Here is a 25179-nt window from a genome sequence, read left to right on the forward strand (position 1 = left end):
TAGTGTATGACTTTACACCGGGAAGGCAACAGTACGATTGGATGGAGCGTGTTAAGTTTTCTGGTCGTCAATTTTGTTGCCTGGAAATTTCTTTATATGAATTTTCCATGGGCTTTCTGGCTGATCCTCTTATCAACCCTGGTCGTGCTGGCCGTGATTATCTCTTTTTTCAGGGTTCCAGTAAGGCAGTTCATGGCGGACGAACATGCTATTCTGGCGCCTTGCGATGGTAAGGTCGTGGTGATTGAAGAAGTTCAGCCCGACGAGTATTTTAAGGACAGGAGGATACAGGTTTCCGTTTTTATGAGCCCGCTAAATGTGCACATCAACTTCAATCCGGTTAGCGGATCAATTATCTATAATCAATACCATTCGGGAAAATACCTGGTGGCCTGGCATCCAAAATCTTCTACGGAAAATGAACGGCATACCAATGTTTACAAAACGCAGGATGGCCGGGAACTGCTGACCAAACAGATCGCAGGTGCGCTGGCTAAGCGGATCGTCAATTATAATGAGGTTGGCAAGACTGTCAGCCAGTCTGGCGAGATGGGGTTTATCAAATTCGGTTCCAGGGTCGATCTGCTGCTTCCGTTGGATGCAGATATCAAAGTAAAAATCGGCGACCGCACCGTTGGTGGCAAAACGGTGATCGCCCGATGGTAATGCAAATATAGATGTTAGTACTTAGCCATTAGATATTAGACCAGGCGCTGGATGTTTAAATAAGTTGCAATGCATAAGAATTATATATATATTCAATAAAACAAAGTTAAGATTGGTTTTTGGTTAATTGTGTCCCATTTACATGTAACATATTCGTAATTCGTAATCCGTAATTCTTTCAAAGTTGCTCAAACTGCGCCTGGAAGAATCGCAAGTACTTAGGTTCGTACACCATTTTTAATCCTTTTATTTTCTTACGACGTTCAAAAACCCGGGCCGTTGATTCAGCCACTACATCCATGTGCGCTTGTGTGTAAACACGGCGGGGTAAAGTAAACCGAACCAGCTCCAGCCTGGGATGGTAGTTTTCTCCATTCGCTTTGCGCCCCGCGGATACAATGCCTCGCTCCATGGTGCGCACACCGGAGTCCAGGTAGATTTCCGCCGCCAGCGCCTGCGCAGGATAATGGTCCTGGGGAATATGTGGCAGGAATTCTTTCGCATTGACAAAAATTCCATGACCGCCGATGGGTTTTACAATGGGGATGCCATATTCGATCATTTTTTGGCCGAGGTAGATCACTTGCCCTACCCGCGCCCTGATATGATCATCGTCCACACTCTCCAGGATACCGATGGCCATGGCTTCCATATCGCGGCCTGCCAGTCCGCCGTAGGTGTGCAATCCTTCATAGACCACGACCAGGTTCCGGGCTTCTTCAAACAGATCCCAGTCGTTCAAAGCCAGGAAGCCACCGATGTTTACCAGGGCATCTTTTTTAGCGCTCATCGTACAGCCATCCGTATAAGAGTTGATCTCTTTAATAATTTCCCGGATCGGTTTGCGTTGAAATCCCTTTTCCCGCTCACGGATAAAATAGGCATTTTCTGCCACTCGCGTCATATCATGGATGATGCGGATGCCTTGCTTTTGTGTGTAACTCCTCAGTTCCCGGAGATTAGCCATGCTCATAGGCTGACCGCCAGCCATGTTGACACTGGTAGCTATGCTTACATAAGGGATTCGCTTTGCCCCATATTTTTTCACCAGCCGGTCCAGCTTTTCCAGATCCACATTTCCCTTGAAAGGGAACTCGCTGTCGGGGTCATGGGCTTCATCAATGATGATATCTTCAAACCGCCCGCCTGCAAGCTCCTGGTGGAGGCGGGTAGTGGTGAAATACATATTACCGGGAATAATATCGCCTTTGTGTATCAAAATTTTGGATAATATATTTTCAGCTCCCCGGCCCTGGTGGGTGGGGACCAGGTATTTGTATCCATAGACTTCCTGCACGGCTTTTTCGAGGTTATAAAAGTTCCGGCTGCCTGCATAAGCCTCGTCGCCCATCATCATACCCGACCACTGCCTGTCACTCATGGCCGATGTGCCGCTGTCGGTAAGCAGATCAATATAAACATCTTCCGATCTTAATAAAAAAGTATTGAACCCCGCCGCCTTCAACGCTTTACGCCGTTGCGCCGGACTGGTGATCTTTAACAACTCAACCATTTTCATTTTATAGGGCTCGGCCCAACTGTGTTTAACCTGCATGATTTTTCTTTTTAATTGTTGAATCGCATTAGTGGATTCAATGCGATAGATGCATTAAGATTTTATAAATATTCCGTTTACTGTTTCGATATTGGTTTCGCTATGACCTTTTTCAGACATCAAGGGAGACTGGTCTTAGCTTCGCTGTGAAATGCCTGAGCACGGGTGATTCTTCGATGATTTCCAGTCCGCGGACCCGGTGCCGTTTAGTGAAAAGTTCCAGTATCACTTCGGCCACATAATCGATATGGCTTTGCGTGTAAACCCGCCGGGGAATAGCTAGCCGCACTAATTCCGAGCGGGCCGGGATCAGTTTTCCCGCCCCATCGTATTTTCCAAACATGAGCGAGCCGATTTCGACGCCACGGATTCCACCTTCCAGAAAAATAGCGCAGGCCAGTGCCTGAGCCGGATATTGCTCAACCGGGATATGTGCCAGAAAGCGGCTGGCATCAATATACACCGCATGTCCTCCCGCCGGCCTGATCACCGGAACTCCCGCAGCATGTAGTTTTTCATTCAGATACTCGATGCTGCGGATCCGGTAATGGAGGTAAGGTTCTTCAAGCACTTCTTCCAGGCCGACAGCAATAGCTTCCAGATCGCGCCCTGCAAGTCCGCCATAGGTCGGGAACCCTTCGGTAAGAATGAGCAGGTTCCGGCACCGGGACGCCAGGTTTTCGTCGCGTAGCGCCAGAAACCCCCCGATGTTCGCAAAAGCATCTTTTTTCGCGCTCATGGTGCAGCCATCGGCATAGGAGAACATTTCCCTGGCAATATCCGGCAGCGATTTTTCCTGGTATCCCTGCTCCCTGGTTTTGATAAAATAGGCATTCTCAGCAAAACGGCAGGCATCAATAAACAAAGGGATACCGTGCCGATGGCAAAGCTGACTCGTCTCGCGGATATTCTGCATGCTCACAGGTTGGCCTCCTCCTGAGTTATTTGTCACCGTCAGGATACAAATTGGGATATTTTCTGCGCCTTTATCAACGATCAGTTGTTCCAGGGCTTTTAAATCGATATTGCCTTTGAATGGCGCAGGCATGCTAAGTTCGCGGCTCTCGGCACAAGGAAGGTCAACCCCTTGTGCTCCGGTGAATTCAATATTCGCACGGGTGGTGTCGAACAGGGTATTGGCCGGAAAGAATTTCCCGGCGCCACCCAGCACGCTGAAAAGAATCTTTTCTGAAGCCCGCCCCTGATGTGTAGGAATGATCTCGGGCATCCCGGTCAGGTTCTGAACCGCATCTCTGAAATGATAAAAACTGGGACTGCCGGCATAAGATTCATCACCCATCATGATGCCTGCCCATTGGCGATTGCTCATCGCGGCCGTGCCGCTGTCGGTCAGCAAATCGATCAGCACGTCTTCTGAATCGATCAGGAAGGGATTGTAGAAGGCTTTTTCCAGTACTTGTTGCCGTTCTTCCCGGGTGGTAAAATGAATCGCTTCCACGGATTTTATCCGGAAGGGTTCAATAATTGTGCGCATATAAAAGTTTTTCGAAAATTGTAAAAACGAAAGAACACAGACGGACCCGCCTTTAGGCAGTTGTCAAATCGGGAAAAGGAAGGAGGTGGCTTAGGTTGGTTTCCGGAGTATTTTGCTCCACAGGATCTCTGGTGCTGAGCTGCGGGTGGCAACGGCAGCTTTCACGACCAGACATTGGATGCAAACTCTCATATTATAAATATACAACTTTATTTGGAAGCAAAAAAAATAACTTTCGTGCTGTGTTTTTCCTGGGAACTTCGGCTTTGATAGGTTTCGTAACCGGCTGTCCCGAATCATTTTAATACCCGGATCATTTTTACAAAATGGTCCAGGTAGTAACCCGCAAACCGGCTGATGATCACACCGCGGCTGGAGGATGCGTGGATGAAGCGGAGCTCGGGCCCCTGGTCGGTCAGGATGCCTATATGCCCGATCCGACTGCTGTCACTGGCAGTAAAGAGAATGAGGTCTCCCGGCTGCGCCATGACGGGATCAACGTCCGCGCCCCAATGTTCGAATTCGTACGTGGATCTGGGAGATTTAATATTAAAGTGTTTGAAAACATAAAACAGGAATCCTGAGCAGTCGAAACCTTTGGCCGGGTCTGCCGAGGCATAGAGGTACCGGGTGCCCAGAAATTCTTTGGCATAACTGATGAATTCTTCCCTGTTTACATCGTGCAGGACGGCAGCGCCTGGAGCAGCAGATTGCGGGCGATCCGGGTCAGGCGTCGGCGTAACAACAGGAGCCGGCACCGGCGTTTTTTTACCTGTTGATTTCCTGGCCGGGCTGCAGCCCACCGCCAACAGGGCGATCAGCGAAACAGTTATCAGACCGGTTACGTTCATTATTTCAAAGATAGGGAATCATATACGGGCGATCCCCGGACGGCAGATTTTGGGGTCAGATTGTATCTTGTCAAATTTTTAGAGAGAGCAATCGCGGCCATAGCAGCTCATTCTGGCAGTCTTAACCTGTTTATCTACCTTTGGCGGAACGAAAAATTGAAATATGACAAGATACGGATTCTTTGCGTTGGGTATTTTTCTGCTGATCCCATTTCTGAGTCAGGCGCAGAGCAAGTCTGAGAAACAGGTAGAGAGAGCCGTGGCCTTACTCGTTAAAGGAATGGAAGACGGTGATCCCGGGATCCTGAACCGCATAGCCGACGATGGGTTGACCTATGGGCATTCCGGCGGCAAGGTCGAAAACAAATCCGAATTTGTGAACGCTTTTATCAGTGGCGCATCAGATTTTGTAAAAATAAATATCAGTGATCAGAAAATAGATGTGTTTGGCAAGACGGCCATTGTTGGCCATCTTCTCGAAGCCGATACCAATGACCGGAAAGTTCCGGGCCACGTAAAGTTAAAGATCATGACGGTCTGGAAGAAAAAAGGCGGCCAGTGGAAAATGATTGCCAGGCAGGCAGTTAAACCAGCCTGATCGCCAGACTGTTATGTTAATCCACATACGAAATTGAAATCGTTTTTGATCAGCAATGTTGCTTGATCGCCGGACTGCTATTTTAATTCCTGCATCTCGACCAATTTCCGGTAAAACCCTTTTGCTTCCATCAACTGGGCATGTGTTCCCCGTTCCACGATCCTGCCTTTTTGAAGCACGATGATCTCATCTGCATGTCTGATAGTGCTCAGACGGTGGGCGATCACAATGCTGGTGCGGTTTTGCATCATCGTGTTGATGGCATCCTGAACCAGTCGCTCGCTTTCCGTGTCCAGTGAAGAAGTGGCTTCATCCAGGATAAGAATAGGCGGGTTTTTCAGCAGGGCCCTGGCTATCGTCAGGCGCTGTTTCTCACCACCGCTTAACTTACTGCCGCGATCCCCAATATTCGACTGATACTGGTCTTCTTTCTGCATAATGAAGGAATGAGCATTCGCGATTTTAGCGGCCTCAACTATCTCTTCCATAGATGCATCAGGTTGACCTAAAGCAATATTTGCCGCGATGGTGTCGTTGAACAGGATGGGTTCCTGCGTCACGATGCTCATTTGATTTCTAACCGAATGAAGTGAGTAGTCGCGGATATTTATGCCGTCAATCAGCACTTCCCCGCTGGTCACATCATGGAATCGGGGGATCAGATCGGCCAGGGTAGATTTTCCCGCTCCCGAAGAGCCTACGAGCGCAACGGTTTTCCCCTTTTCGATCACCAGGTTGATATCATCCAGTATGACCGCATCCTCATAGGCAAAGCGGACATTCCTAAACTCGATCCTGTCTTTGAAAGCATCGAGCTGAAGGCCATCTGGGTTTTCATCCACCGTGACCGGGGTATTCAGCACCTCTTCAATCCGGGTAATGGCCGCTGAACCTTTTTGCATATTGCTGAACGAAGTGGACAGTGTTTTCACCGGATTGATCAGGTTATAAAACATAGCCAGGTAAGCAAAAAAAGCAGAGGCTTTCAGGTTGATTTGTTCGTTAAGAATTAGACCACCGCCAAACCAGACGATACCCACAAACACCATCACACCCAAAAATTCTGAGGTCGGCGAAGCCAGATCACGGCGCCGGCTGATCCGGTTCTTTGCTGTCAGCAATGCATTATTTATAGATGTGAAACGATTTTCAAGCACGCGCTCCACATTAAATGCTTTGATCACCCGGAGTCCGGCAAGTGTTTCCTCCAGGACTGACAATGATTCACCGTGTCGCAGTGCCGCTTCATTTGACTCACGTTTCAGCGCTCTTGAAATTCTGCCCAGGATAAATCCGATCACCGGAATGCAGACCAGAATCGCAGCGGTAAGCAACGGACTGATGATCAGCAATGCCGCCAGCGTGAGCAGGATGGTCAGCGGATCCCGTATCCAGCCTTCCAGCGCACCCACCATCGAGACTTCTACTTCGTTCACGTCATTGGTTACCCGGCTGAGCAGGTCGCCTTTTCTTTTCTCGGTAAAATAGCCGATCGGAAGAGAGAGGATCTTGTGATAAAGATCGGAACGAAAAGTATTCACTACTGTGTTCTTCAGCGGGTTCAGTACATAAAACGAGAGATATAGAAATAAGTTCTTCAGGAATATAGCGATGATCAGAATAATACAAATAATAGCCAGCAGACCAGTTTTGGAAAGATTAGCCCCCTGCACCGTCTGCAGCAGAAACCCTTTTAGTTGATCCAGCATGTTGGCGCTTCCCGCGGGCTGCGCACAGGGACAATTGGTCTGGGCACCGTAAAAAATGATGTCGAAAAATGGCTGTAATAAAGCGAAGCTGAACAGGGAAAAAAGGATCGACAGAATGGTGAACAGGAAGTATAGGCCTATCTTATTCTTGTAACCGCTTAAATAATAAAAAATTCGTGAATATTTCTTCATTCCAGGCTGATATACTGTCTTAAGCAGCAAAGTAACTATTTTTACAGCGAATAAAATATATTATTATGCAGGAAAGCAAGAGGCAAAAGCAGGTGGCGGGGTTACTGAATGCAGAAATAAATACGATATTTCAACGGCTGGGTTTGAATATGCTGAGCGGCGGAATGGTTTCGATTTCAGACGTGAAGGTGACCCCCGACTTGCTCGAAGCGAGGTTCTACCTGAGCTTTTTCCAGGTATCGGATACAAAAACTGCCATGAAAAAGATAGAAGACAGGCATCACGAGATAAAAAGGGAACTGGCCGCGTCGGTCAGGCACCAGTTGCGTAACATTCCCGTTTTAAAGTTTTACCCCGATGATACGCTGGACCATGTGTTCAAAATGGAAGAAATTTTTAAAAAGATAAGGGAGGAAAGAAAATCAGATGAGCCTGAATGATGTTGCTGCGGAACTTCTGTGAGTGCTTTTAACCATCAATAAAAATTATCGATTTGCATTTCTTATTTGCCTGGAGATATTTCAGGGCCAGGAAGTCCACCCAGGCGATCAATATCATAGCCTGGGTTTGTATCGTGGCGATCATCATCGGTACCACCGCGCTGATCCTGGTATTGAGCGTTTTCAATGGGTTTGAGGGTCTGGTAAAATCCTTGTATTCTTCCTTTTACCCCGAATTGAAAATTTCTGCGAGTCAGGGAAAGATGATGACCCTCACACCTGAACAGGTTGAGAAAATTGGTACGTTTCCCGGTATTGAAAATTATTCCCTGGTCGTGGAGGAAAAGGCGCTGCTGCAAAGCGATTATAACCAGACGCTGGTCCAGATAAAAGGGGTGGACAAACAGTATTCGAAAATAAACCAGGTGAAGGATCACGTAACGGACGGTGTGTTCAATACGGGAAATGAACAGCATCCCCTGCTTGTGTTGGGCATGGGGGTCGAGGGCGCCCTTGGTATCCGGGCTGCGCGGAATCCCGAACCACTAATGATCTATGTGCCTAGAAAAAATGACTCGGAAGAATTGGATCAGATAAATAATATTTCCAGTGATACGATTCATACTTCAGGGGCTTTTTCCATTCAGCAGGAGTTCGACAGTAAGTATGCGCTGACAGATATCCATTTCCTGAAAAAAGCGCTGATGCTGGAAGATGATCAGTACAGCGGCGTAGAAATTGCCGTTTCTCAGGGTGATGATATTGACCGTGTCAGGGATGCATTATCGCAGATGCTGGGTGATAAATACAAGGTGGAGAACAGGTTTCAGCAAAACCGGAATCTCTATGCCGTCATGAACCTGGAACGCTGGGTCTTTTATGCCGTACTTTGCCTGATCCTGGTTGTGGCTGCTTTTAATATGGTAGGCACGCTGACGATGCTGGTGCTTGAAAAGGAAAAGGACATCAGCGTACTTCACGCGCTGGGGGCCAATAGACGCTTTATTCAAAGGATCTTTTTGACTGAAGGATTTCTGCTGGCGATTGTAGGAGGGTGCCTGGGCATGGCTCTTGCCTTGGTTCTGGTAATTTTGCAGCAGAAATTCCATGTGATACCGTTACAGGGAGGTTCGTTTCTGATTGATTATTTTCCGGTGGAGTTGCGCCTGATCGATTTTCTCCTGGTTGCGCTGACCGTATTCATTATCGCCTTTCTGGCATCCTGGTTCCCTTCACGGAAAGCATCCCTGCAGGAATTTTCACTCAGAAGTGAATAAACAAATGTTTCAGGAGAAGACCGGCCGTTAAAGCGGTCTGAAGTATTTTAGTTTGTACAAACCGATCAGTAATCGCCCAGTGTTTCGGGAAGCTGGCTCAGTGCTCTTGCAAGTTGTTCATCGTTGGGAGCAATGCCATGCCATCCATGGTCGTTTTCCATAAAATCAACGCCTTTTCCCATAATGGTATGCATCATAATGGCGATAGGTTTACCTTTTCCGGTCAGTGCTTTTGCCTGAGCCAGCGTTTCCAGGATGCTATCCATATCATTACCACTCATTTCCAGCACTTCCCAGTTAAATGCCCTGAATTTATCGCCTATATTTCCAAGGCTCATCACCTTGTCCGTGGGGCCATCAATCTGCTGTCCGTTCCAGTCAACGGTGGCAATCAGGTTATCAACCTTATGATGTGCCGCGAACAGGATCGCCTCCCAGTTCTGTCCCTCATTCAATTCACCATCACCATGCAGTGAATAAACCACGCGGGTGTCCTTGTTGAGTTTCTTCGACCACGCCATACCGAGAGCAACACTCATTCCCTGACCCAGTGAACCGCTTGCAACGCGCACGCCGGGAAGACCCTCGTGTGTTGCGGGATGCCCCTGTAGTCTGCTGTTTATCTTCCGGAAGGTTGATAACTCTTTGATGTCAAAATAACCTGACCTGGCGAGTACTGAATAGAATAATGGGGAAATATGTCCGTTTGACAGGAAGAATACATCTTCATTATAGCCTTCCATATGAAATGCGGGGTCGTGTTCCATAACCTTGAAATAGAGTGCCGTCATGAAATCTGCGCAACCCAGGGACCCGCCGGGATGTCCGCTTTGCGCACCGTGTACCATTCTTACTATATCTCTTCTTACCTGCGATGCAATCTCCTGTAAACTTGCCATGGTAAATTCTTAGTTTGTTTACAAAGGTGCGGATTATTTTTGAAAAGGCAAGAAAACTTGGTTCATTTTCAACAGGCTAAAAGTCTGATTTTTATCATTTAAATCCTGGTTTACAGACGCCCGGAAGAATCCATGAGTGCTGGGGTATGACACCGGTGATTCCGGCTGACGATGTAGCCTGTGCCCACCGGTCCCGCGCTGCAGTTCCGGATATTCGCGCAATTCCGCTTATTTTTGCAGCCCGTTTTAATAAAAGTTAGTCAGTTATGTTTAATAACCTGCAGGATAAATTAGACAGTGCATTTAAAAACCTGAAAGGCCAGGCGCGGATTACTGAGCTGAATGTGGCGTCTACGGTCAAGGAGATCCGTCGGGCGCTGGTGGATGCCGATGTGAACTATAAGATCGCCAAAGAATTCACCGATAAGATCAAGGATAAAGCGCTTGGGGAGAAGGTGATAAATGCCGTGAGTCCAGGACAACTCATGGTGAAGATCGTGAAAGACGAACTGGCGGAACTGATGGGCGGGCAGGAGGCTGAGTTCAATGCTAAGGGCAATCCGGCTGTTGTCCTGATCGCTGGTTTGCAGGGTAGTGGTAAAACCACTTTTAGCGGTAAGCTGGCCAATTATCTGAAAACCAAAAAAGGACTGTCACCCTTGCTGGTGGCCGCCGATATTTACCGCCCGGCAGCCATGGAGCAATTGCGCGTTTTGGGCGAGCAGATCGGGGTAGAGGTCTATATTGAGGAAGAAAACAAGAATGCTATTGATATTGCTAAAAATGCGGTAGCAAAGGCAAGGTCGGCCAACAAGAATGTAGTGATCCTGGATACTGCGGGGCGGCTGGCGATTGATGAGGCGATGATGGCTGAAGTTACTGCCATCCGGGATGCCGTTAATCCGCAGGAAATTCTCTTTGTCGTGGACAGCATGACAGGTCAGGATGCCGTGAATACAGCTAAGGCATTCAATGAACGTCTTGATTTCTCGGGTGTTGTGCTGACCAAACTCGATGGCGATACGCGAGGTGGGGCGGCGATATCCATTAAATACACGGTCAACAAACCCATCAAATTTATCAGTAACGGCGAGAAGATGGATGCGCTGGATGTATTCTACCCCGAGAGAATGGCGCAGCGAATCCTGGGGATGGGCGATATTACCTCGCTGGTCGAAAAAGCCCAGGAGCAGTTCGACGAAAAGCAGGCCCGGAAACTCGAAAGCAAGATCCGGGAAAATAAGTTTGATTTTGCGGATTTTAAACAGCAGCTAGCCCAAATTAAGAAAATGGGCAATATGAAAGACCTCCTTGGAATGATACCCGGCGTAGGAAAGCAGATCAAAGATCTGGATATCAGCGATGACAGTTTTAAAGGCATCGAAGCCATCATTGATAGCATGACGCCCGCTGAAAGATCAAACCCCGATCTGATTAACGGTAACCGCCGGAAAAGGATCGCCCTCGGAAGCGGTAAGGATATTTCGGAAGTCAATGCTTTCATGAAACAATTTGAACAAATGCGACAGATGATGAAAAGCATGAATAAGATGGGGGGTATGGGTCGCATGATGCCTGGAATAGGGGGCAGAAGATAATCCCGAAAATACCGTAGGAAAGCTTGTTTCTGTAGGGGATTCTCCATTTTTATAATGAAATGATAAAAGTCCTGTTTTCGCATTAATCTGGCTATCTAAGCTTCATTTTTGCGCATAATTGCTTAATTTCGCAGTCCGTTACCCCCCGCTTAGGCGGGGAATATGAATAAACAATTATTATTTAAAGCCTTAAATTTCTATTTAAAATGGCATCTAAAATCAGATTGCAAAGACACGGGTCTAAAAAGAGGCCCTTTTACTTTATCGTGGTTGCTGACGCAAGAAGCCCCCGTGACGGTAAATTCATCCAAAAACTAGGCACGTACAACCCTCTGACCATCCCTGCTACCATTGAGCTGGACCGTCAAAAAGCATTGGAGTGGCTGAACAAAGGGGCTACCCCCACCGACACTGTTCGCCGTATCCTCAGCTTCAAAGGTGTACTCTACCTGAAACATTTACTGCGTGGTGTAAAACTGGGACTTTTTGATGAAGCTGCAGCAATGCAAAAGTTCACTACCTGGAGCGCCGAGCATGACATTCAGATCAAGAAACGTCAGGCTAAAGCGATCGAGGAAAGAAAAGCCAAACGTAGGGTTGCCAGTGCGGCACCGCGAAAAGTATCTGAACCTAAAGCTGAAACCGCTGCTCAGGACGCTAACAACGCTGAAAAAGGAGAATAAAAAGCTTAAAGGTACAAGAAACAGAAGGCTGTCCGGGATGGGCAGCCTTTTTTCCTGGTTACCATCGGATTTTTTGGTTGGCATCTCATAAGCTCTGGGGGAATTCAGCTTTGTTACATTGAATTAGTTGTTATTTTCGGATCGCCGGAGGTGATGGGATTACTTCGGATTTGTGTCTAAAAAATAGGATGAATACAAATCAAAAATATGTCAGCATAGGGAAGTGGGTGAGTACCCATGGACTGAAAGGCGATCTTGTACTCAGGCATGGGCTGGGGGAGAAAGTAACCCTGACAGGCCTGGGCGCGATTTTCGTCCGGGATATAACCGGAGGCTGGCTGCCCTGGTTCGTTGAAAATACAAGGGTCAAGAATGAAACCGAAATTTTTGTAAAACTTGAGGGTATTGACAGCAAAGAAGCCGGCAGGCCCCTGCTTCAAAAGGAGGCCTGGCTGAAGCAGGAAGACTTTGACGAATATGCGGATAAGTCGGCCGTCATCAAACTGCTGGGTTTCACAATCGTAGAAAAGGGGAAACCACTTGGCACCGTTGAGGAAGTGATCGAACAGCCACACCAGATCCTTTGCCGGATTGATATGGATGGGAAAGAAGTTTTTATTCCGTTGCATGAACAGACCCTGCTTAAAACAGATCAGCGCAAAAAATTGATTTACGTGTCACTACCCGAGGGACTCCTGGATATCTATCTGAAGGGGTAAGAAGTTAAGTTAAAGGAAATTAAGAATGATCAATTACGAATTACGAATATATTATACTAGTTATTCATTAATTTATCGTTGCGAATAGTTTTTCAGGACTGCTTAGTAGCATAGATCGATTAAATAAAGTAAAGAATAATATATTAGTAATCTAATATCTGGCGTCAAGTATCTAATGTCTAATTTTATTTCGGTCCACGGATGAAATCGGCCAACAGTTTCATCCGGAAATAAAGATTGCTCAGCATTAATCCCGTATTGTTTTTCAGGTGTGCTACTGTCTGGTTGTTCATTCTCTTTAGATTCTTCAACTCTTCAATTTTTTCGTCGATTTTTTCTACAAGCCGTTCCGCTGTCCAGCCCATGTAGCGCCTGTTTCTTTCGTCGGCAATATGATAGGGCTCAATCGTACCAGGCTTCAATTGCCTGAATTTAAAATTTCCGCGAATCGCGTCCTTGATGGCTTCATTACTCAGCAAATCGATCAGTGAATCGGCCGGTATATTATTCAGGTAGGCGTTATAAAAAATATTGAGGTTATCACGTAGCTCCCGCACGACTTGCTTTTTTGATGCATTGGAAGATCGGTTGATCTGATTTAAATAAGTGATCAGATCTTTCAGCGAATCAATACCGGGAGCAATGAAATCCATACTAACCTTTTCAGATGAATGAAGCTCTGCAAAATTAAAGGGGTTTTCCGAAAGGTAGCGCCGGTGAATTCCTCCTTCTTCAGGTCGGAGAAAACAGTCCTGAAGCCCCGGCCGGACATTTTGCAGCAAACAGAATACCGGAAGTTTGAGGTAAATTGCACGGAAATAAATGCAGGAAAAACAGGTTCCACATATTGCCCATTTTGATCTGGATTCTTTTTTTGTATCCGTGGAGATATTATTGAACCCGACCCTGAAAGGGAAGCCGGTCATTGTAGGAGGCACATCGGGCCGGGGCGTGGTTTCAACCTGTAGCTATGAAGCCCGAAAATTCGGTGTACATTCAGCCATGCCGATGACCACCGCCACGAGGCTTTGCCCGCAGGCAGTTATCCTGCCGGGTCAGCACAAACAATACAGCCATTATTCCGGAATGGTGACAGATATCATCGCCGCAAGGGTTCCCGGGTATCAGAAAGCTTCCGTGGATGAGTTTTATTGTGATCTCTCGGGTATGGATCGGTTCTTCAACGTCAGCCAATATACACAGGATCTGCGTCATTATATCATTCGGGAAACCGGACTCCCTATTTCCTGCGGGTTGTCTTCTGTAAAGTTCATCAGTAAGATGGCTACCAACGAAGCAAAACCCAACGGTTTCCTGGAAGTTCCACCGGGAAAGGAAAAGGAATTCCTCTGGCCACTTGGTATCGATAAAATTCTGGGAGTGGGGAAGCAGACAGAGCCTCGTTTGAGAGCGATGGGATTGCACACTATCGGGGATATTGCCAAACTTTCCAAAGAAACGCTGGAAAAAAAATTGGGTAAATGGGGCGCTATACTGTGGCGGAAATCACAAGGCATCGGGAGTGATGAGATCGAAACATCCTGGGACCAGAAGAGCATGAGCCGCGAAACTACCTTTCACGAGAACCAAACCGACCTGGTTTTTCTGAACAGCCGGCTGGTCAGGCTCACAGAAAAAAATGCATTCGACCTGCGACAGGATGGGAAGCTTACAGGATGCGTCACAGTAAAAATCAGGTATAGTGATTTTGAGACCGTCACCAGGCAGGAGACCATCAACTTCACTTCACTTGACGATGAACTGATTGGCAAAGCACAGGAGATCTTCGGCGGTTTCTACCAAAAAGGCCGGCCTGTCAGGCTCATAGGGATCCGGTTCAGTCAGTTGGCTGATTCAGGTATGCAAATGGATCTGTTTAGCCGTCAGGAAGAAAAATTAAAATTGTACCGCGCTGTTGACGACATTAAGAATAGGTTCGGCACCCGTGCCGTGACCAAAGCAGCCGGTAAATTTTCATCGCAGACCTCCAAACCTGCTGGCAAACCTCCCGCAAAAGGCGGGGCCCGTCAACATTAAATAAAATTACCCGTTTGCAGCACACACCGAACATGAAATGATTCGGATTCATGTTCAGCCTTCAAAATCTGCTCATCCTCCTAAATTACTGTCCGGGTTAACGAACGCCAATAAAAATCACATTCGCGCACGTGTCATAAATTAAGTAATCAGCCGAAACTGCAAGATGATGAACGAGTATTACAGGTAAGCGAGATTTACGCAGTCTGGTCGCTTACCGTGGCGCCCGGTGCGTTTTCTTTAACCGAGGCAATTCCGTTATCGCGGCCGGCTTCGCTTTCGTACATTTCACTGGTACCAATGATCTGCCCGTTAGAAGCTTTGAGGTTGAAGTAAAATTTACCGTTGGTGGATGTTTTCCGGTCGTACCTGTTATCGTCCACGGCGTTTTTACGTACTGAGTCCACGCCATTATCACAACCGGCTCTTGTTGTGTAACCTTCGCTTAACAAGATGTTTTGCCCGTTACCAGCCTTCAGGTTAAATTGAAACTCTCCGTTTGTTCTTTTTTTGATTACAAATTGACCCATAGTTGTTTTTAATGAGTTTGCAATCAAAAAGCATTCCATTTCAACTTTATACGTCCGGTGTAACACAAAAATGATGCATATCTTTTAGAAAATTATGAAGCGCTTCCATCCCTTGAAAAGGTTCGGCAATCAGCAGGAATGATCTTCCGGTTTGTTTCAACCGGGCCTTATTGGTGCCGGTTTGAACGTACTCGATGATCCGGTTAAAAACTGCAGATTCAAAATAGGGTGAATCCGGGCTGTTCACAAAATGACACCGCAAAGTTTCATTTTTCAGGGTCATCTTTTCGAATCCCAGGTCTATCGCCAGCCTGCGGCATCTGACCGTTTCAAAAAGATCGTTTACCTGAGGGGGGACCGGACCAAACCGGTCTTGTAATTCATGGTAAATTTCCATCAGTGAACCCTCGTCTTCACTGCTGTCCAGTCGCTGGTATAAAGATAACCTTTCGGTGATATTTTCAACATAGCTGTCGGGAATGAGAATTTCCAGGTCAGTGTCGATGGTACAGTCCTGTACAAAATCATCCTGCCGGCTGATCTCTTCTTTAAACAAGTCCCTGAATTCTGTACGCTTCAGTTCACGAATCGATTCATCCAGGATCTTTTGGTACATTTCAAAGCCGATCTCGGCCATAAAACCACTTTGTTCGCCGCCCAGCAGGTTACCGGCCCCGCGGATGTCAAGGTCACGCATGGCAATCTGAAAACCACTTCCCAGTTCACTATGCTGTTCCAGCGTCTGCAGCCTTTTTCTTGAATCTGCCGGCAGCGTACTCATCGGCGGTGCAAGCAGGTAACAGAAAGCTTTTCGGTTGCTTCGCCCCACCCGCCCGCGCAACTGGTGCAGGTCACTCAAGCCGAAATGATGCGCATTATTTACAATGATCGTATTAACGTTGGGAATATCCACTCCACTTTCAACGATATTGGTGCAAACCAGCACATCGTATTTACGGCTGATGAAATCCAGCACTCTTTCCTCCAGTAAGCGCCCCTCCATCTGGCCATGTGCGTAACCAATCGACAGGTCAGGGCAAAGCCCCTGAATGATGCTGGCCATTTCGGCCAGGCCCGCAACCCGGTTGTGAATAAAAAATACCTGCCCTCCGCGTTCAGTCTCAAAATAGATCGCTTCGCGGATTGCATCTTCCTGATAGACCTGTACTTCGGTTTGAATCGGTTGCCGGTTAGGCGGCGGTGTATTGATGATACTCAGGTCCCTGGCTCCCATCAGCGAAAACTGAAGGGTGCGCGGTATGGGTGTGGCAGTCAGTGTGAGGCAATCCACGGTGGTGCGAATGGTCTTGATCTTCTCTTTATGGGCCACGCCAAATTTCTGTTCCTCGTCCACAACCAGCAGTCCGAGATCCTTAAACTTCACTTCTTTTCCAATGAGCCCGTGGGTGCCTATGATAATGTCTATTTTGCCTTCTTTGAGTTTTTGAAGGGTCTCTTTTTTCTCTTTGGATGATTTGAACCGGTTGAGGTAGTCCACCGTTACCGGAAATTCTTTGAGTCGCTCGCTGAAAGTCTGGAAATGCTGATAAGCCAGAATCGTTGTCGGTACCAGTACGGCGGCCTGTTTCCCGTCCACGCAGGTCTTAAACGCTGCCCTGATGGCTATTTCAGTCTTGCCGAAGCCCACATCGCCACATATCAGCCGGTCCATGGGGGAGGGCGATTCCATGTCTTTTTTCACGTCGGCTGTGGCCCGGCTTTGATCAGGCGTATCTTCAAACAAAAAAGACGCTTCCAATTCGGTTTGGAGGTAACTGTCCGGACTATGTTCAAAGCCGTGTTGCGCCTTTCTTTTAGCGTATAGTTTGATCAGGTCGAAAGCGATTTCCTTTACTTTGGTTTTGGTCTTTTCTTTTAGTCGGTTCCACGCATCGCTGCCGAGTTTGTTGATTTTAGGCACACTTCCTTCCTTGCCGGTATACTTCGTGATTTTGTGCAGGGAGTTGATATTTACATAGAGGACATCTTTGTCTTTGTAAATGATCCTCACAGCCTCCTGCAACTTCCCGTTTACTTCAAGTTTCTGTAATCCGCTATAGACACCAACGCCGTGATCAATATGTGTAATATAATCGCCTGGCTGAAGTTCGCGGAGGCTCCTGAGCGTAATGGCCTTATTTTTATTGTAAGCCTGTTTAACTCGGTACTTGTGATAGCGCTGGAAAATCTGATGATCGGTATAACAGACCAGTTTTAGTTCTTCATCAATAAATCCCTGTGGAATAGCCAGGGGCACCGGATTGAAGACCACTCCGTTCTGTCCGCCGGATTCAGCCGAGAGATCATCAAAGATGGTTTGTAGTCTTTCGAGCTGTCTGGGATTCTCTGCGAAAATGTAAATGCTGTATCCCAGTTTTTCCCTGGACTTCAGGTCCTGGGTCAGCAGTTCAAACTGGCGATTAAAAGAGGGCTGTTCGCGGGTTTGGAAAGCAAACTCATGGGAGACCTGCCGATCGGCGTCCGGACTCATATACACCACCGCTCTCTTTTGGAGCGAAGCCGCCAGATCCCAGGATCTGATGAAGTCTTCCGGGCTGGTTTCTTTTCTGATCATTTTGCCCGTCTCCTCGGCAACCGATGCCGGGGTGGTGGTTTCAAGAAAATGGTCCAGCTCCTTTGCCATCTCATCAAGCTGATGCAGGCAATACGCTTCGTCTTGAACCCAGGCTACGGTGTTGGCAGGCAGGAAATCCAGCAGGGAAATCATACCATGACTACCAGCTTCCTGTTTTGAAAGATCATCCAGGTTTGGAATGATAGAAACCTGCAATAATTTTCGTTCGCTGAGCTGAGTCTCGGGGTCGATAATACGGATAGAGTCCACTTCGTTGCCAAACAGTTCAATCCGGTAAGGCTTGTCGTTGCCAAAAGAGTATATGTCCAATATCCCTCCACGAATGGCAAATTGGCCCGGCTCATAGACGAAGTCGCTTCGCTCAAACCCGTATTTATCAAGGGTCAGCAGCAGTTTGGGTATATCAAGTGTATCCGCCGTTTTGATATAGATGATGTTCTCCGCTACTGTTTGTGCGATCAGCACTTTCTCAAAGAGTGCTTCGGGATAGGTGATCAGAATCTTGCGCTTCAGCGTTTGGCTTGTGCCTGCATCCCTGGCTGGCGCCGAAAGCCGCATCAGTGCTTCAGTTCGCAACATGACATGCGAGGGATTGAGGACACTGAAGTTTTTATGCGTTTTGAACGAAGACGGGAAATAGAAAATATCAAGTTCTCCTGTAATGTTTTCTATCGAATTCTGAAAATAAGCAGCCTCTTCCGCATCGTCCAGGATTACCAGGTGGTTGAGGCCTTCAGCGTGGCCGGCACATGCAGCAAAAACAAACTGGGAGGCGCTGCCGGCGAGGCCCGACAGGGAGATTTTGACGGGGCCGGACATAGAAAGGGTGTCCGCAATTTTTAAACAGCGGGGGTCGTCAGCATAGAAATTCTTCAGCACATCCGGGCTCATCAACTGCAAAGATAAAAAAAATCGAGTTTTTCTCCTAAGTCAGGCGGATAGTTGAACCTGGCGTCATTGATCCGGAGATGTAGCATCTGTCTCAGTGGACACGACCGGCAGACCCGAATAACCCGTATATTTGTTATCACTGCCATTGTCAATAACCCCTACAGTTATTATGCATATCCTGATTGCCCCCAATGCGTTTAAGAACAGCCTGTCTGCAACAGAAGCTGCAAATGCCCTGGAAAAAGGTTTGAGGCAAAGCGGGCTGAAGTGCACCTGCACCCGTTTTCCTGTGGGGGATGGGGGCGACGGAACCGGCGCGCTGCTTACGAAGCATTTCAAGGGTAAGCAGTTGACCACCAGCGTGAAAGATCCGCTCGGCAGGCTCGTTCAGGCAGCTATGGGACTGTCGCCCGACCGGCGCACCGCGGTCATTGAATTGGCAAACGCTTCTGGATTGCGCCTGCTCTCACGTCGGGAATACCGGCCGTTGGTCGCCAATACCAGGGGGACGGGCATGCTGATCAGGGCTGCCCTTGACGAGGGCGTCTCAAAAATACTGCTATGCGTGGGTGGCAGCGCAACGATTGATGGGGGATGTGGCATGATGCGGGAGCTTGGCGTGAGATTTATTGACTCGGTTGGGACGGTGATCGAAGATTTCCCCCTCGGTCTGGCTGAATTACAGACGATCGATTGCAGTGCGATAGATAACAGACTCTTCCAAACTGAAATTAACGTGTTATGTGATGTTAGTACAAAATTGCTGGGCAGAAAAGGTGCGGCTGCAGTGTACGGTCCCCAAAAGGGAGCGAAACCGGGGGACATCAGGTTCCTGGAAGGGTGTTTGGCAAAATTGGATGATGTTGTGGCTGGGATTACCGGCAAAAGAATGAGCAGTCAGCCATTCAGCGGAGCAGCCGGGGGCACCGCGGCCTTGCTGGAAGCTCTTGGCGGTGCGAAAGCGATGGACGGAGCGAAGTATTTCCTGGAACTGACCGGTTTTGAACGACATTTAAAGCGGAGTGAATGGGTGATCACCGGCGAAGGGTCATTGGACGGTCAAACGCTTCAGGGTAAAGTTCCGTTTCAGGTGGCCAAGATCGCCAAAGAAAGAAATTTGTCGGTAGCGGGTGTGGCGGGGGTTATCGACAGAAAAGTGGAAAAGGATCTGAAAAAATATTTCGATACGTTAATCCGGATCAATCCGCCGCGGATCAGCTTGCCGAATGCTCTCGCAAATAGCGGCCCGAACCTCGTAAAGGCGGGTTTCAGAATAGGGCAATGGCTTGTGAGTACTTTACCAGTCTTTCCCGGCTGAGCCTCCACCAAGTGATTTTTCCTTTGACATTTTTTCGCTGATATTTTTTTCCTTTTGTTCCAGTTTATCAAGTTGCTTTTGAGCCTGGCTCTTGCTCATATCCGACTGGCTTGGGGATTGCTGCTGAGAACTACCGCCACCCCCACTTTGTTTTTGTTCCAGCAGCGCTTTTTGGAGATTTTCCCGGGCTTTCTGGTCATCAGGGTTCAGTCGAAGCGCTTTTTTATATTCTTCAATACTCTCCCGGATCTTTTTCTGACTGGAAAAAACTACACCGGCATTATAATAAGCCCCTGATCTGAGCATCGGATCGTTATTTTTTGCGTCCGCAGCGGCCTTATAAGCTTTTACTGCATCGTCATATTTTTTCTGGCGATAGAGCGCATTCCCCTTGTTCAAGAGGGCAATGTATCGATACTTGCCTTCAGTGGCCATGTCGTAAGCCTTTTCAGCGCTGACCCACATTGCTTTCTTGTACGACTGGTTTCCCTGCCGGATAGCATGGGCATCACCCTGCGCAAAAGCCTGCAGGCAGAACAAAGAAAACAGTATCGATAATTTCAACTTCATAACTTAGTTTCTTTTCCTTCGGGTAACAGGAGCTCCATGATTAACAGTATGAGCATCAATCCGGTAAAAATCCAGAAGTAATAGGTAAATGACATCAGGTTGATGTCCCCGCTAACTTTTTTATCGATTTGTGACAGTTGCTTCAGGACAGCCCTAACGGGTTCCCTGCCTTGATCGAGGTGTACATACAAACCGTTTGTGTTTTGTGCTATCTGCTTTAATTCGGCCTCATTAAGTCGCGAGACAATAGGCTGTCCGGTCTCAGGATCTATTTTGTGTCCGCCGGTAGAGTCATCGGGGATATAGCTTCCCTGCGACGAACCAATCCCCACGGTAATGAGCATCAGCCCGCGTCGGGCCAGTTCTTTGGAAATCTCGACGGCTTTTTCATCGTGATCTTCGCCATCGGAAATCAGGATCACCGCCTTATATTTGGCTTCACGCACTCCGAAAGCTTTCAGGCTTTGTTCCAGCGCTTCTCCAATCACGGTGCCCCCAACAGGAATGATATCGGGGTTGGCTTCCGCCACAAACATCTGCGCAGCGCCATGGTCCCCGCTTATCGGCATTTGGACATAGGCTTTGCCCGCAAACCACACCAGGCCTATGCGGTTTTCCGGCATTGCCTGAATCATATCAGAAATAAATTTCTTAGCCCTTTCCAACCGACTGGGAGCAATATCCGTGGCCAGCATACTCTTACTTAGGTCAAGCGCAAAGACCACATCGATACCTTCCCGCCTGATGCCATCATCTCCCCTGGGTTTACGCAGACTCATCACCGCAAGTACACCGAAGGCGAAGGCAAGCAGGATCAGGACGAATTTCAGGTTGGCTTTTCGTGGCGAGTAACGGCGTATCAGCGCTGTCACCAGGGCCGGTTCGCCCATCAACCTGAGTACGCGTTGCTTCCATCGATTCCGACGCCAAAACAGCCACAGCAGGATGAGTGTGCCCCCCATCAACCAAATCAAATCAAAGTATTGAAACTGAAAGCCCAATTTTCAAAGTTTTTTATCTATCTATACGATTCACCATTCCTCTCAAGTCTGAGATAGTGAAAATATTCTACGGCACGCCGACCTACCGGAAATTTTAGATCCGGCACATCAGTTGCGGCTGGGATCTCCAAATCCTGGAACTATTGTAAATTACCCACCCCGTATCCCGATCGGCGCCGGCTTCTCTAACGACGCAAAATAGATGCCTGATTTTATATGCGGCCGGTCCACCCTCGAATTCACAGGGATGATCAGGGATTCGCAGCTCACATTTTCCCGCTGAAGAATCCCATATTTGTCAATAATTCACGCAAAAGCGTTATTCTGGCTGTCTGCATATCAAAATCAGGATCCGGCGATTCCATGTTGAGCACAAAGAAATAGGGATGGTTGTTTTCCTCAATCCAGCCCACGATCCAGCCTAATTGATGGTTTTCAGGGGTCAGGCCGGTCCCGGTTTTATAAGCCAACCGGTAATTGGCATTATTTTCCATCAGCATGGCTTGCCTGACCTTTTCCTGGTATAATTTGAAAAACGGCAACTCATTGAAGTATAGCTTTTTTACCAGACCCAGGTTTTCATCCGGGGTGATCTTCAGCGTATTGTCGAGCCAGAAGGTATCTACCGCTGTAGTGATCCGGAACGCCGTGTCTTTTTTCCCCGCGCCATAATGCAAGGTATCTATCCAGAACTGCATAGTGTCTTTCCCGATGCGCCTGGCCACTTCCTGGAAATAGGGGACCGAGGAGGCTCTGAAGGCCTGAACCATGTTAAGGTCGTGATTCCATGCTTCCACAGAACGTTTTATGCCATCCCAGGGAATTATCATGCTGTCGCTGCTGATAATGCCAGTCTGTAAACCAATCAGCGCGTTAACAATCTTGAATGTGGATGCCGGCAGATAGGCGCTGTCCCGGTAACGAGGAAGATTGTACACCGTAAACATTCCGGTACCGTTGTCCAGCAAAGCAAAGCAACCGGTAACCTTCTGACCATCGAAATATTTTTTCAGGCTGTCGTCCTTTTTGACGTTGTTCTCGCTGCAGGAGGCCAGGATGACCATCAGCAGCGCTAAAAGTTGCAGACTAAAGCGACTGCTCCGGTGGCCCGTCTTTTCAGTGTAAAACGCATCGCGGGAACGGTTGATTTTCTTCACTGTTGTGAGAGAAAAACGGATTAACTGCTGTAAACCTGGCTTCATTATGCTGGAAATTATTATTATTTGTCAAAAAAAAGCCTTTTATCGCAATTCTTCACAGTTTTTCTTGAATATATTGAAAAATTTACCTATATTTACAGAACGATAGAGAGTGAGGAGGGATCTGATTACTTTTAAAGTGCTTTGTCATGCAGACCATGATGCAATACGGAAGTGATCCTCTGAATGATTACCGGCTGATTTTGGACACGCCGCAACCGGTGAAAAAGAAGGTCGCCGCCGTGAAAATAGCTTTCGATCAGGATTACCGGGGAATGGTGATTGCCGGAGGGAACCCTTTCATCTACCTGGCTACTTTTTCGCAGCATGAATCGGGCGAGCAAGCTGTTGTTGATGCGCTGGACCGGATCGCGCTGGGCTATATGCCTTTCAGAATGCACCTTCACGGTTTCGGTACCCTGGATGACAACGAAATTTATCTGAAAGTCGCGGAGCAGGAACCGGTATCCGCGTTGGTCGAACAGCTAAAAACGGTTGAAAAAATGATGCTTAGTGCAAGGTTTAACGATTTGCCCAGAATATCAATCGCCCAGCGTTTACAACCCTGGCAATTCCAGAAAAGCTGGCCTAAATATACACGTAAACAAGTATCGGCAGGTTTTCTGGCCGACAGCATGCTGCTGCTTAAACGGATGGAAGGCTTCAGGAGCTGGCAGATCCTGAAATACCTGGCCTTTCAGAACCAGATCGTGTCTCCGATCAAATTTACCTGGTAACCCGTTTCGTCACTGCCCTCTCAATACTTATTTTTTATATATTATATAAGGAGATAAGTTCTCTTTCGTTTGGCGGGAGATAAATTTATTCGCAGGGAGATTATTCGTTAAACGACCATCCCATCTGCATTACCAATGAAACCAGGAAGGTTACTGTTGTGGAGATGAGTTTTTCTTCGTTCCCTGCGCGTTTAATAGTTAAACGACCATCCCATCTGCATTGCCAATAAAACCAGGAAGGTTACTGTTGTGGAGATGAGTTTTTCTTCGTTCCCTGCGCGTTTAATCGTTAAACGACCATCCCATCTGCTTTGTCCACAAATTCTGTAAGGCTGATGTACAGTCTGAAACTTTAAAGTTGCTTTACAATTTGAAACCTTAAACTTTAATATAGATTTTCTTTTTATCGAGCCAGTAGCAAATAGCCCACATGAAGACAATCACCGTAATAGCAAATAACAGTGAACCATTCTCAGGTGGACCGGGCACGTGTACCCACACTTTTTTGTATAGCCAGTTCCAAGGGTTCAGGTTCTTATCCAGCCTGATAAGAGCGAGGGTCTTCGGCAGAAAGGCGCTTAATGCAAAAATAAACAACGCATTCTTTCCAAACACTTCGAAAAAACGACCGATGAAGCCCTTTCTTTTTTTTATTTCGACGATGTAGATCATCGTCGCAATGGTGATGATTCCAAGTCCGGTTGTATACACCACAAAAGAGCTGGTCCAGATTTTCTTATTGATCGGGAATACCATATCCCAGCAAAAGCCCGTTATCAGAAATGCTACGCCAATGACAAATAACCCGCTGAGCATTTTGTATAGCCCCGAGGGTTCTCCACCCTCAACCTGGGGTCCGACGGCCCCGCTTTTGATATACATGCCTACAAAGTATCCAAAAACAACCTGAACAATGGCAGGGATCGTACTCAGCAAACCTTCCGGATCAAACGCCAGGCCCTCCCCCTTATACATGTGCGGAACACCCAAAATTGCTTGATCAACCCGGTTGCCCACCCATCCCGTCAGGCTATAGGGGTCTGCAGGATTACCAGCGAGACAAATTCCCCAATAGAACAGAAGAAGCGCAAGGGCAGTGAAATAAGCCGTTTTCGGTTTGAAAAAATAAACGATCACCGAAGCGAAAAAATAACAAAGCGCGATCCGCTGCAGCACGCCCAGGATCCGCACGCCTTTTGTCGGATCGCTGCCACTAACCCACGGGATCCATTCCAGTGTATTCTGATTCCAGCGGATAAACGGGTACCAGTTCAGGAAAAGGCCAATGGCGAATATGATCAGCGTTCTCTTGATTATTTTCTTCCAGAACGCCTTGGTGCCCTCGGCCTGCAGTCGGGGTATGACGAAGGCCATCGCATTACCTACTGCAAACAGGAAAAACGGGAAAACCAGGTCCGTAGGGGTCAGGCCATGCCAGTGCGCATGTTTCAATGGCGCGTAAGTATGCGCCCAATTTCCGGGATTATTAACCAGGATCATCAGGCAAACAGTCGCTCCCCTGAAAATATCGAGCGATTGAAAACGTATCTTCATTGCTGGCAATTTAAAGATCTAAGATAATGGAAATTATAATCTGAATTCCAAACTTTGAAATTGC

Annotated in this window: 22 protein-coding genes; 10 read left to right on the forward strand and 12 right to left on the reverse strand. The window is 47.5% G+C overall.

Annotation, left to right across the window (positions count from 1 at the left end; translation table 11 throughout):
• Positions 1–6: 6 nt before the first annotated feature.
• Positions 7–666 (forward strand): phosphatidylserine decarboxylase family protein, encoded by a 660-nt coding sequence (locus tag AC3WS5_RS04915; protein ID WP_492466138.1) that lies wholly within the window; start codon positions 7–9, stop codon positions 664–666.
• A gap of 178 nt (positions 667–844) precedes the next feature.
• Here the strand turns inward: AC3WS5_RS04915 and AC3WS5_RS04920 are convergent, their stop codons facing one another.
• From AC3WS5_RS04920 to AC3WS5_RS04930, 3 genes are all read right to left on the reverse strand, one after another.
• On the reverse strand, positions 845–2221 hold the full coding sequence (locus AC3WS5_RS04920; protein ID WP_492466139.1) for a tyrosine phenol-lyase: 1377 nt from the start codon (positions 2219–2221) through the stop codon (positions 845–847).
• Between the two features lie 112 nt (positions 2222–2333).
• Entirely contained in the window at positions 2334–3716 is a 1383-nt protein-coding gene (locus AC3WS5_RS04925) for a tryptophanase (protein WP_492466140.1), read from the reverse strand.
• Between the two features lie 296 nt (positions 3717–4012).
• On the reverse strand, positions 4013–4567 hold the full coding sequence (locus AC3WS5_RS04930) for a C40 family peptidase (RefSeq protein WP_492466141.1): 555 nt from the start codon (positions 4565–4567) through the stop codon (positions 4013–4015).
• A gap of 163 nt (positions 4568–4730) precedes the next feature.
• On the opposite strand from AC3WS5_RS04930, the gene AC3WS5_RS04935 reads away from it, so the two are divergent.
• The gene (locus AC3WS5_RS04935) at positions 4731–5165 is read left to right on the forward strand and encodes a nuclear transport factor 2 family protein (protein WP_492466142.1); all 435 of its coding nucleotides are present in this window, start codon (positions 4731–4733) and stop codon (positions 5163–5165) included.
• Between the two features lie 77 nt (positions 5166–5242).
• On the opposite strand, the gene AC3WS5_RS04940 is transcribed toward AC3WS5_RS04935, so the two are convergent.
• A complete protein-coding gene (locus AC3WS5_RS04940; RefSeq protein WP_492466143.1) occupies positions 5243–7066 on the reverse strand; it encodes an ABC transporter ATP-binding protein in 1824 nt (607 codons plus the stop codon).
• A 65-nt stretch (positions 7067–7131) separates the two neighbouring features.
• Between AC3WS5_RS04940 and rbfA the strand changes: the two genes are divergently transcribed.
• Positions 7132–7506, forward strand: a complete 375-nt coding sequence (rbfA, locus tag AC3WS5_RS04945) for a 30S ribosome-binding factor RbfA (protein WP_492466144.1) — start codon at positions 7132–7134, stop codon at positions 7504–7506.
• Between the two features lie 53 nt (positions 7507–7559).
• The gene (locus AC3WS5_RS04950) at positions 7560–8783 is read left to right on the forward strand and encodes an FtsX-like permease family protein (RefSeq protein ID WP_492466145.1); all 1224 of its coding nucleotides are present in this window, start codon (positions 7560–7562) and stop codon (positions 8781–8783) included.
• A 65-nt stretch (positions 8784–8848) separates the two neighbouring features.
• Here AC3WS5_RS04950 and AC3WS5_RS04955 read toward each other — a convergent pair whose 3' ends face one another.
• Entirely contained in the window at positions 8849–9682 is an 834-nt protein-coding gene (locus AC3WS5_RS04955; RefSeq protein ID WP_492466146.1) for a transketolase, read from the reverse strand.
• A 266-nt stretch (positions 9683–9948) separates the two neighbouring features.
• On the opposite strand from AC3WS5_RS04955, the gene ffh reads away from it, so the two are divergent.
• The 3 genes from ffh to rimM all read left to right on the forward strand — a co-directional run bounded on the left by ffh (position 9949) and on the right by rimM (position 12682).
• Positions 9949–11280: a signal recognition particle protein gene (gene ffh, locus AC3WS5_RS04960; RefSeq protein ID WP_492466147.1), complete on the forward strand. Its 1332-nt coding sequence runs from the start codon at positions 9949–9951 to the stop codon at positions 11278–11280.
• 206 nt (positions 11281–11486) lie between these two features.
• Positions 11487–11963, forward strand: coding sequence for a 30S ribosomal protein S16 (rpsP, locus tag AC3WS5_RS04965; protein ID WP_492466148.1), 477 nt, complete (start codon positions 11487–11489; stop codon positions 11961–11963).
• Between the two features lie 188 nt (positions 11964–12151).
• Positions 12152–12682: a ribosome maturation factor RimM gene (gene rimM, locus AC3WS5_RS04970; RefSeq protein ID WP_492466149.1), complete on the forward strand. Its 531-nt coding sequence runs from the start codon at positions 12152–12154 to the stop codon at positions 12680–12682.
• A 185-nt stretch (positions 12683–12867) separates the two neighbouring features.
• Here the strand turns inward: rimM and AC3WS5_RS04975 are convergent, their stop codons facing one another.
• A complete protein-coding gene (locus tag AC3WS5_RS04975) occupies positions 12868–13335 on the reverse strand; it encodes a hypothetical protein (protein ID WP_492466150.1) in 468 nt (155 codons plus the stop codon).
• A gap of 169 nt (positions 13336–13504) precedes the next feature.
• Here AC3WS5_RS04975 and dinB point away from each other — a divergent pair, with 169 nt between their 5' ends.
• Positions 13505–14719: a DNA polymerase IV gene (dinB, locus tag AC3WS5_RS04980; protein ID WP_492466151.1), complete on the forward strand. Its 1215-nt coding sequence runs from the start codon at positions 13505–13507 to the stop codon at positions 14717–14719.
• A gap of 197 nt (positions 14720–14916) precedes the next feature.
• On the opposite strand, the gene AC3WS5_RS04985 is transcribed toward dinB, so the two are convergent.
• Together AC3WS5_RS04985 and mfd are read right to left on the reverse strand one after the other, a co-directional pair.
• Complete coding sequence (locus AC3WS5_RS04985) at positions 14917–15249, reverse strand: YegP family protein (RefSeq protein WP_492466152.1); 333 nt, start codon at positions 15247–15249, stop codon at positions 14917–14919.
• A 46-nt stretch (positions 15250–15295) separates the two neighbouring features.
• Complete coding sequence (mfd, locus tag AC3WS5_RS04990; RefSeq protein ID WP_492466153.1) at positions 15296–18736, reverse strand: transcription-repair coupling factor; 3441 nt, start codon at positions 18734–18736, stop codon at positions 15296–15298.
• 169 nt (positions 18737–18905) lie between these two features.
• Between mfd and AC3WS5_RS04995 the strand changes: the two genes are divergently transcribed.
• Positions 18906–20054, forward strand: a complete 1149-nt coding sequence (locus AC3WS5_RS04995; protein WP_492466154.1) for a glycerate kinase — start codon at positions 18906–18908, stop codon at positions 20052–20054.
• Here AC3WS5_RS04995 and AC3WS5_RS05000 read toward each other — a convergent pair.
• The 3 genes from AC3WS5_RS05000 to AC3WS5_RS05010 form a co-directional block, all read right to left on the reverse strand.
• On the reverse strand, positions 20034–20624 hold the full coding sequence (locus AC3WS5_RS05000; RefSeq protein ID WP_492466155.1) for a tetratricopeptide repeat protein: 591 nt from the start codon (positions 20622–20624) through the stop codon (positions 20034–20036). The two genes, AC3WS5_RS04995 and AC3WS5_RS05000, sit on opposite strands and share 21 nt — an antisense overlap.
• Positions 20621–21625: a VWA domain-containing protein gene (locus AC3WS5_RS05005; protein ID WP_492466156.1), complete on the reverse strand. Its 1005-nt coding sequence runs from the start codon at positions 21623–21625 to the stop codon at positions 20621–20623. Before AC3WS5_RS05005 ends, AC3WS5_RS05000 begins: the two co-directional genes overlap by 4 nt.
• Positions 21626–21891: 266 nt before the next feature.
• Positions 21892–22827 carry a penicillin-binding transpeptidase domain-containing protein gene (locus tag AC3WS5_RS05010; protein ID WP_492466157.1) on the reverse strand — a complete coding sequence of 312 codons (936 nt, stop codon included), beginning with the start codon at positions 22825–22827 and terminating at the stop codon, positions 21892–21894.
• 146 nt (positions 22828–22973) lie between these two features.
• On the opposite strand from AC3WS5_RS05010, the gene AC3WS5_RS05015 reads away from it, so the two are divergent.
• A complete protein-coding gene (locus tag AC3WS5_RS05015) occupies positions 22974–23561 on the forward strand; it encodes a 2'-5' RNA ligase family protein (RefSeq protein ID WP_492466158.1) in 588 nt (195 codons plus the stop codon).
• A gap of 378 nt (positions 23562–23939) precedes the next feature.
• Here the strand turns inward: AC3WS5_RS05015 and AC3WS5_RS05020 are convergent, their stop codons facing one another.
• Complete coding sequence (locus AC3WS5_RS05020; protein WP_492466159.1) at positions 23940–25115, reverse strand: acyltransferase family protein; 1176 nt, start codon at positions 25113–25115, stop codon at positions 23940–23942.
• Positions 25116–25179: the final 64 nt, after the last annotated feature.

The sequence above is a fragment of the Niabella sp. CPT15-335-S11 genome (genome assembly GCF_058792415.1).

Bases quoted from the DNA above. Each gene is read 5' to 3' on its own strand.
- mfd (WP_492466153.1), bottom strand. From the start codon at position 18,736: ATGAGCCCGGATGTGCTGAAGAATTTCTATGCTGACGACCCCCGCTGT.
- AC3WS5_RS05010 (WP_492466157.1), bottom strand. From the start codon at position 22,827: ATGAAGCCAGGTTTACAGCAGTTAATCCGTTTTTCTCTCACAACAGTG.
- AC3WS5_RS04930 (WP_492466141.1), bottom strand. From the start codon at position 4,567: ATGAACGTAACCGGTCTGATAACTGTTTCGCTGATCGCCCTGTTGGCG.
- AC3WS5_RS04940 (WP_492466143.1), bottom strand. From the start codon at position 7,066: ATGAAGAAATATTCACGAATTTTTTATTATTTAAGCGGTTACAAGAAT.
- AC3WS5_RS04915 (WP_492466138.1), top strand. From the start codon at position 7: ATGACTTTACACCGGGAAGGCAACAGTACGATTGGATGGAGCGTGTTA.
- AC3WS5_RS05020 (WP_492466159.1), bottom strand. From the start codon at position 25,115: ATGAAGATACGTTTTCAATCGCTCGATATTTTCAGGGGAGCGACTGTT.
- rimM (WP_492466149.1), top strand. From the start codon at position 12,152: ATGAATACAAATCAAAAATATGTCAGCATAGGGAAGTGGGTGAGTACC.
- AC3WS5_RS04935 (WP_492466142.1), top strand. From the start codon at position 4,731: ATGACAAGATACGGATTCTTTGCGTTGGGTATTTTTCTGCTGATCCCA.
- AC3WS5_RS04995 (WP_492466154.1), top strand. From the start codon at position 18,906: ATGCATATCCTGATTGCCCCCAATGCGTTTAAGAACAGCCTGTCTGCA.
- AC3WS5_RS04985 (WP_492466152.1), bottom strand. From the start codon at position 15,249: ATGGGTCAATTTGTAATCAAAAAAAGAACAAACGGAGAGTTTCAATTT.
- rpsP (WP_492466148.1), top strand. From the start codon at position 11,487: ATGGCATCTAAAATCAGATTGCAAAGACACGGGTCTAAAAAGAGGCCC.
- rbfA (WP_492466144.1), top strand. From the start codon at position 7,132: ATGCAGGAAAGCAAGAGGCAAAAGCAGGTGGCGGGGTTACTGAATGCA.
- AC3WS5_RS04955 (WP_492466146.1), bottom strand. From the start codon at position 9,682: ATGGCAAGTTTACAGGAGATTGCATCGCAGGTAAGAAGAGATATAGTA.
- AC3WS5_RS04975 (WP_492466150.1), bottom strand. From the start codon at position 13,335: ATGGATTTCATTGCTCCCGGTATTGATTCGCTGAAAGATCTGATCACT.
- AC3WS5_RS05000 (WP_492466155.1), bottom strand. From the start codon at position 20,624: ATGAAGTTGAAATTATCGATACTGTTTTCTTTGTTCTGCCTGCAGGCT.
- AC3WS5_RS05015 (WP_492466158.1), top strand. From the start codon at position 22,974: ATGCAGACCATGATGCAATACGGAAGTGATCCTCTGAATGATTACCGG.
- ffh (WP_492466147.1), top strand. From the start codon at position 9,949: ATGTTTAATAACCTGCAGGATAAATTAGACAGTGCATTTAAAAACCTG.
- AC3WS5_RS04920 (WP_492466139.1), bottom strand. From the start codon at position 2,221: ATGCAGGTTAAACACAGTTGGGCCGAGCCCTATAAAATGAAAATGGTT.
- AC3WS5_RS04925 (WP_492466140.1), bottom strand. From the start codon at position 3,716: ATGCGCACAATTATTGAACCCTTCCGGATAAAATCCGTGGAAGCGATT.
- dinB (WP_492466151.1), top strand. From the start codon at position 13,505: ATGCAGGAAAAACAGGTTCCACATATTGCCCATTTTGATCTGGATTCT.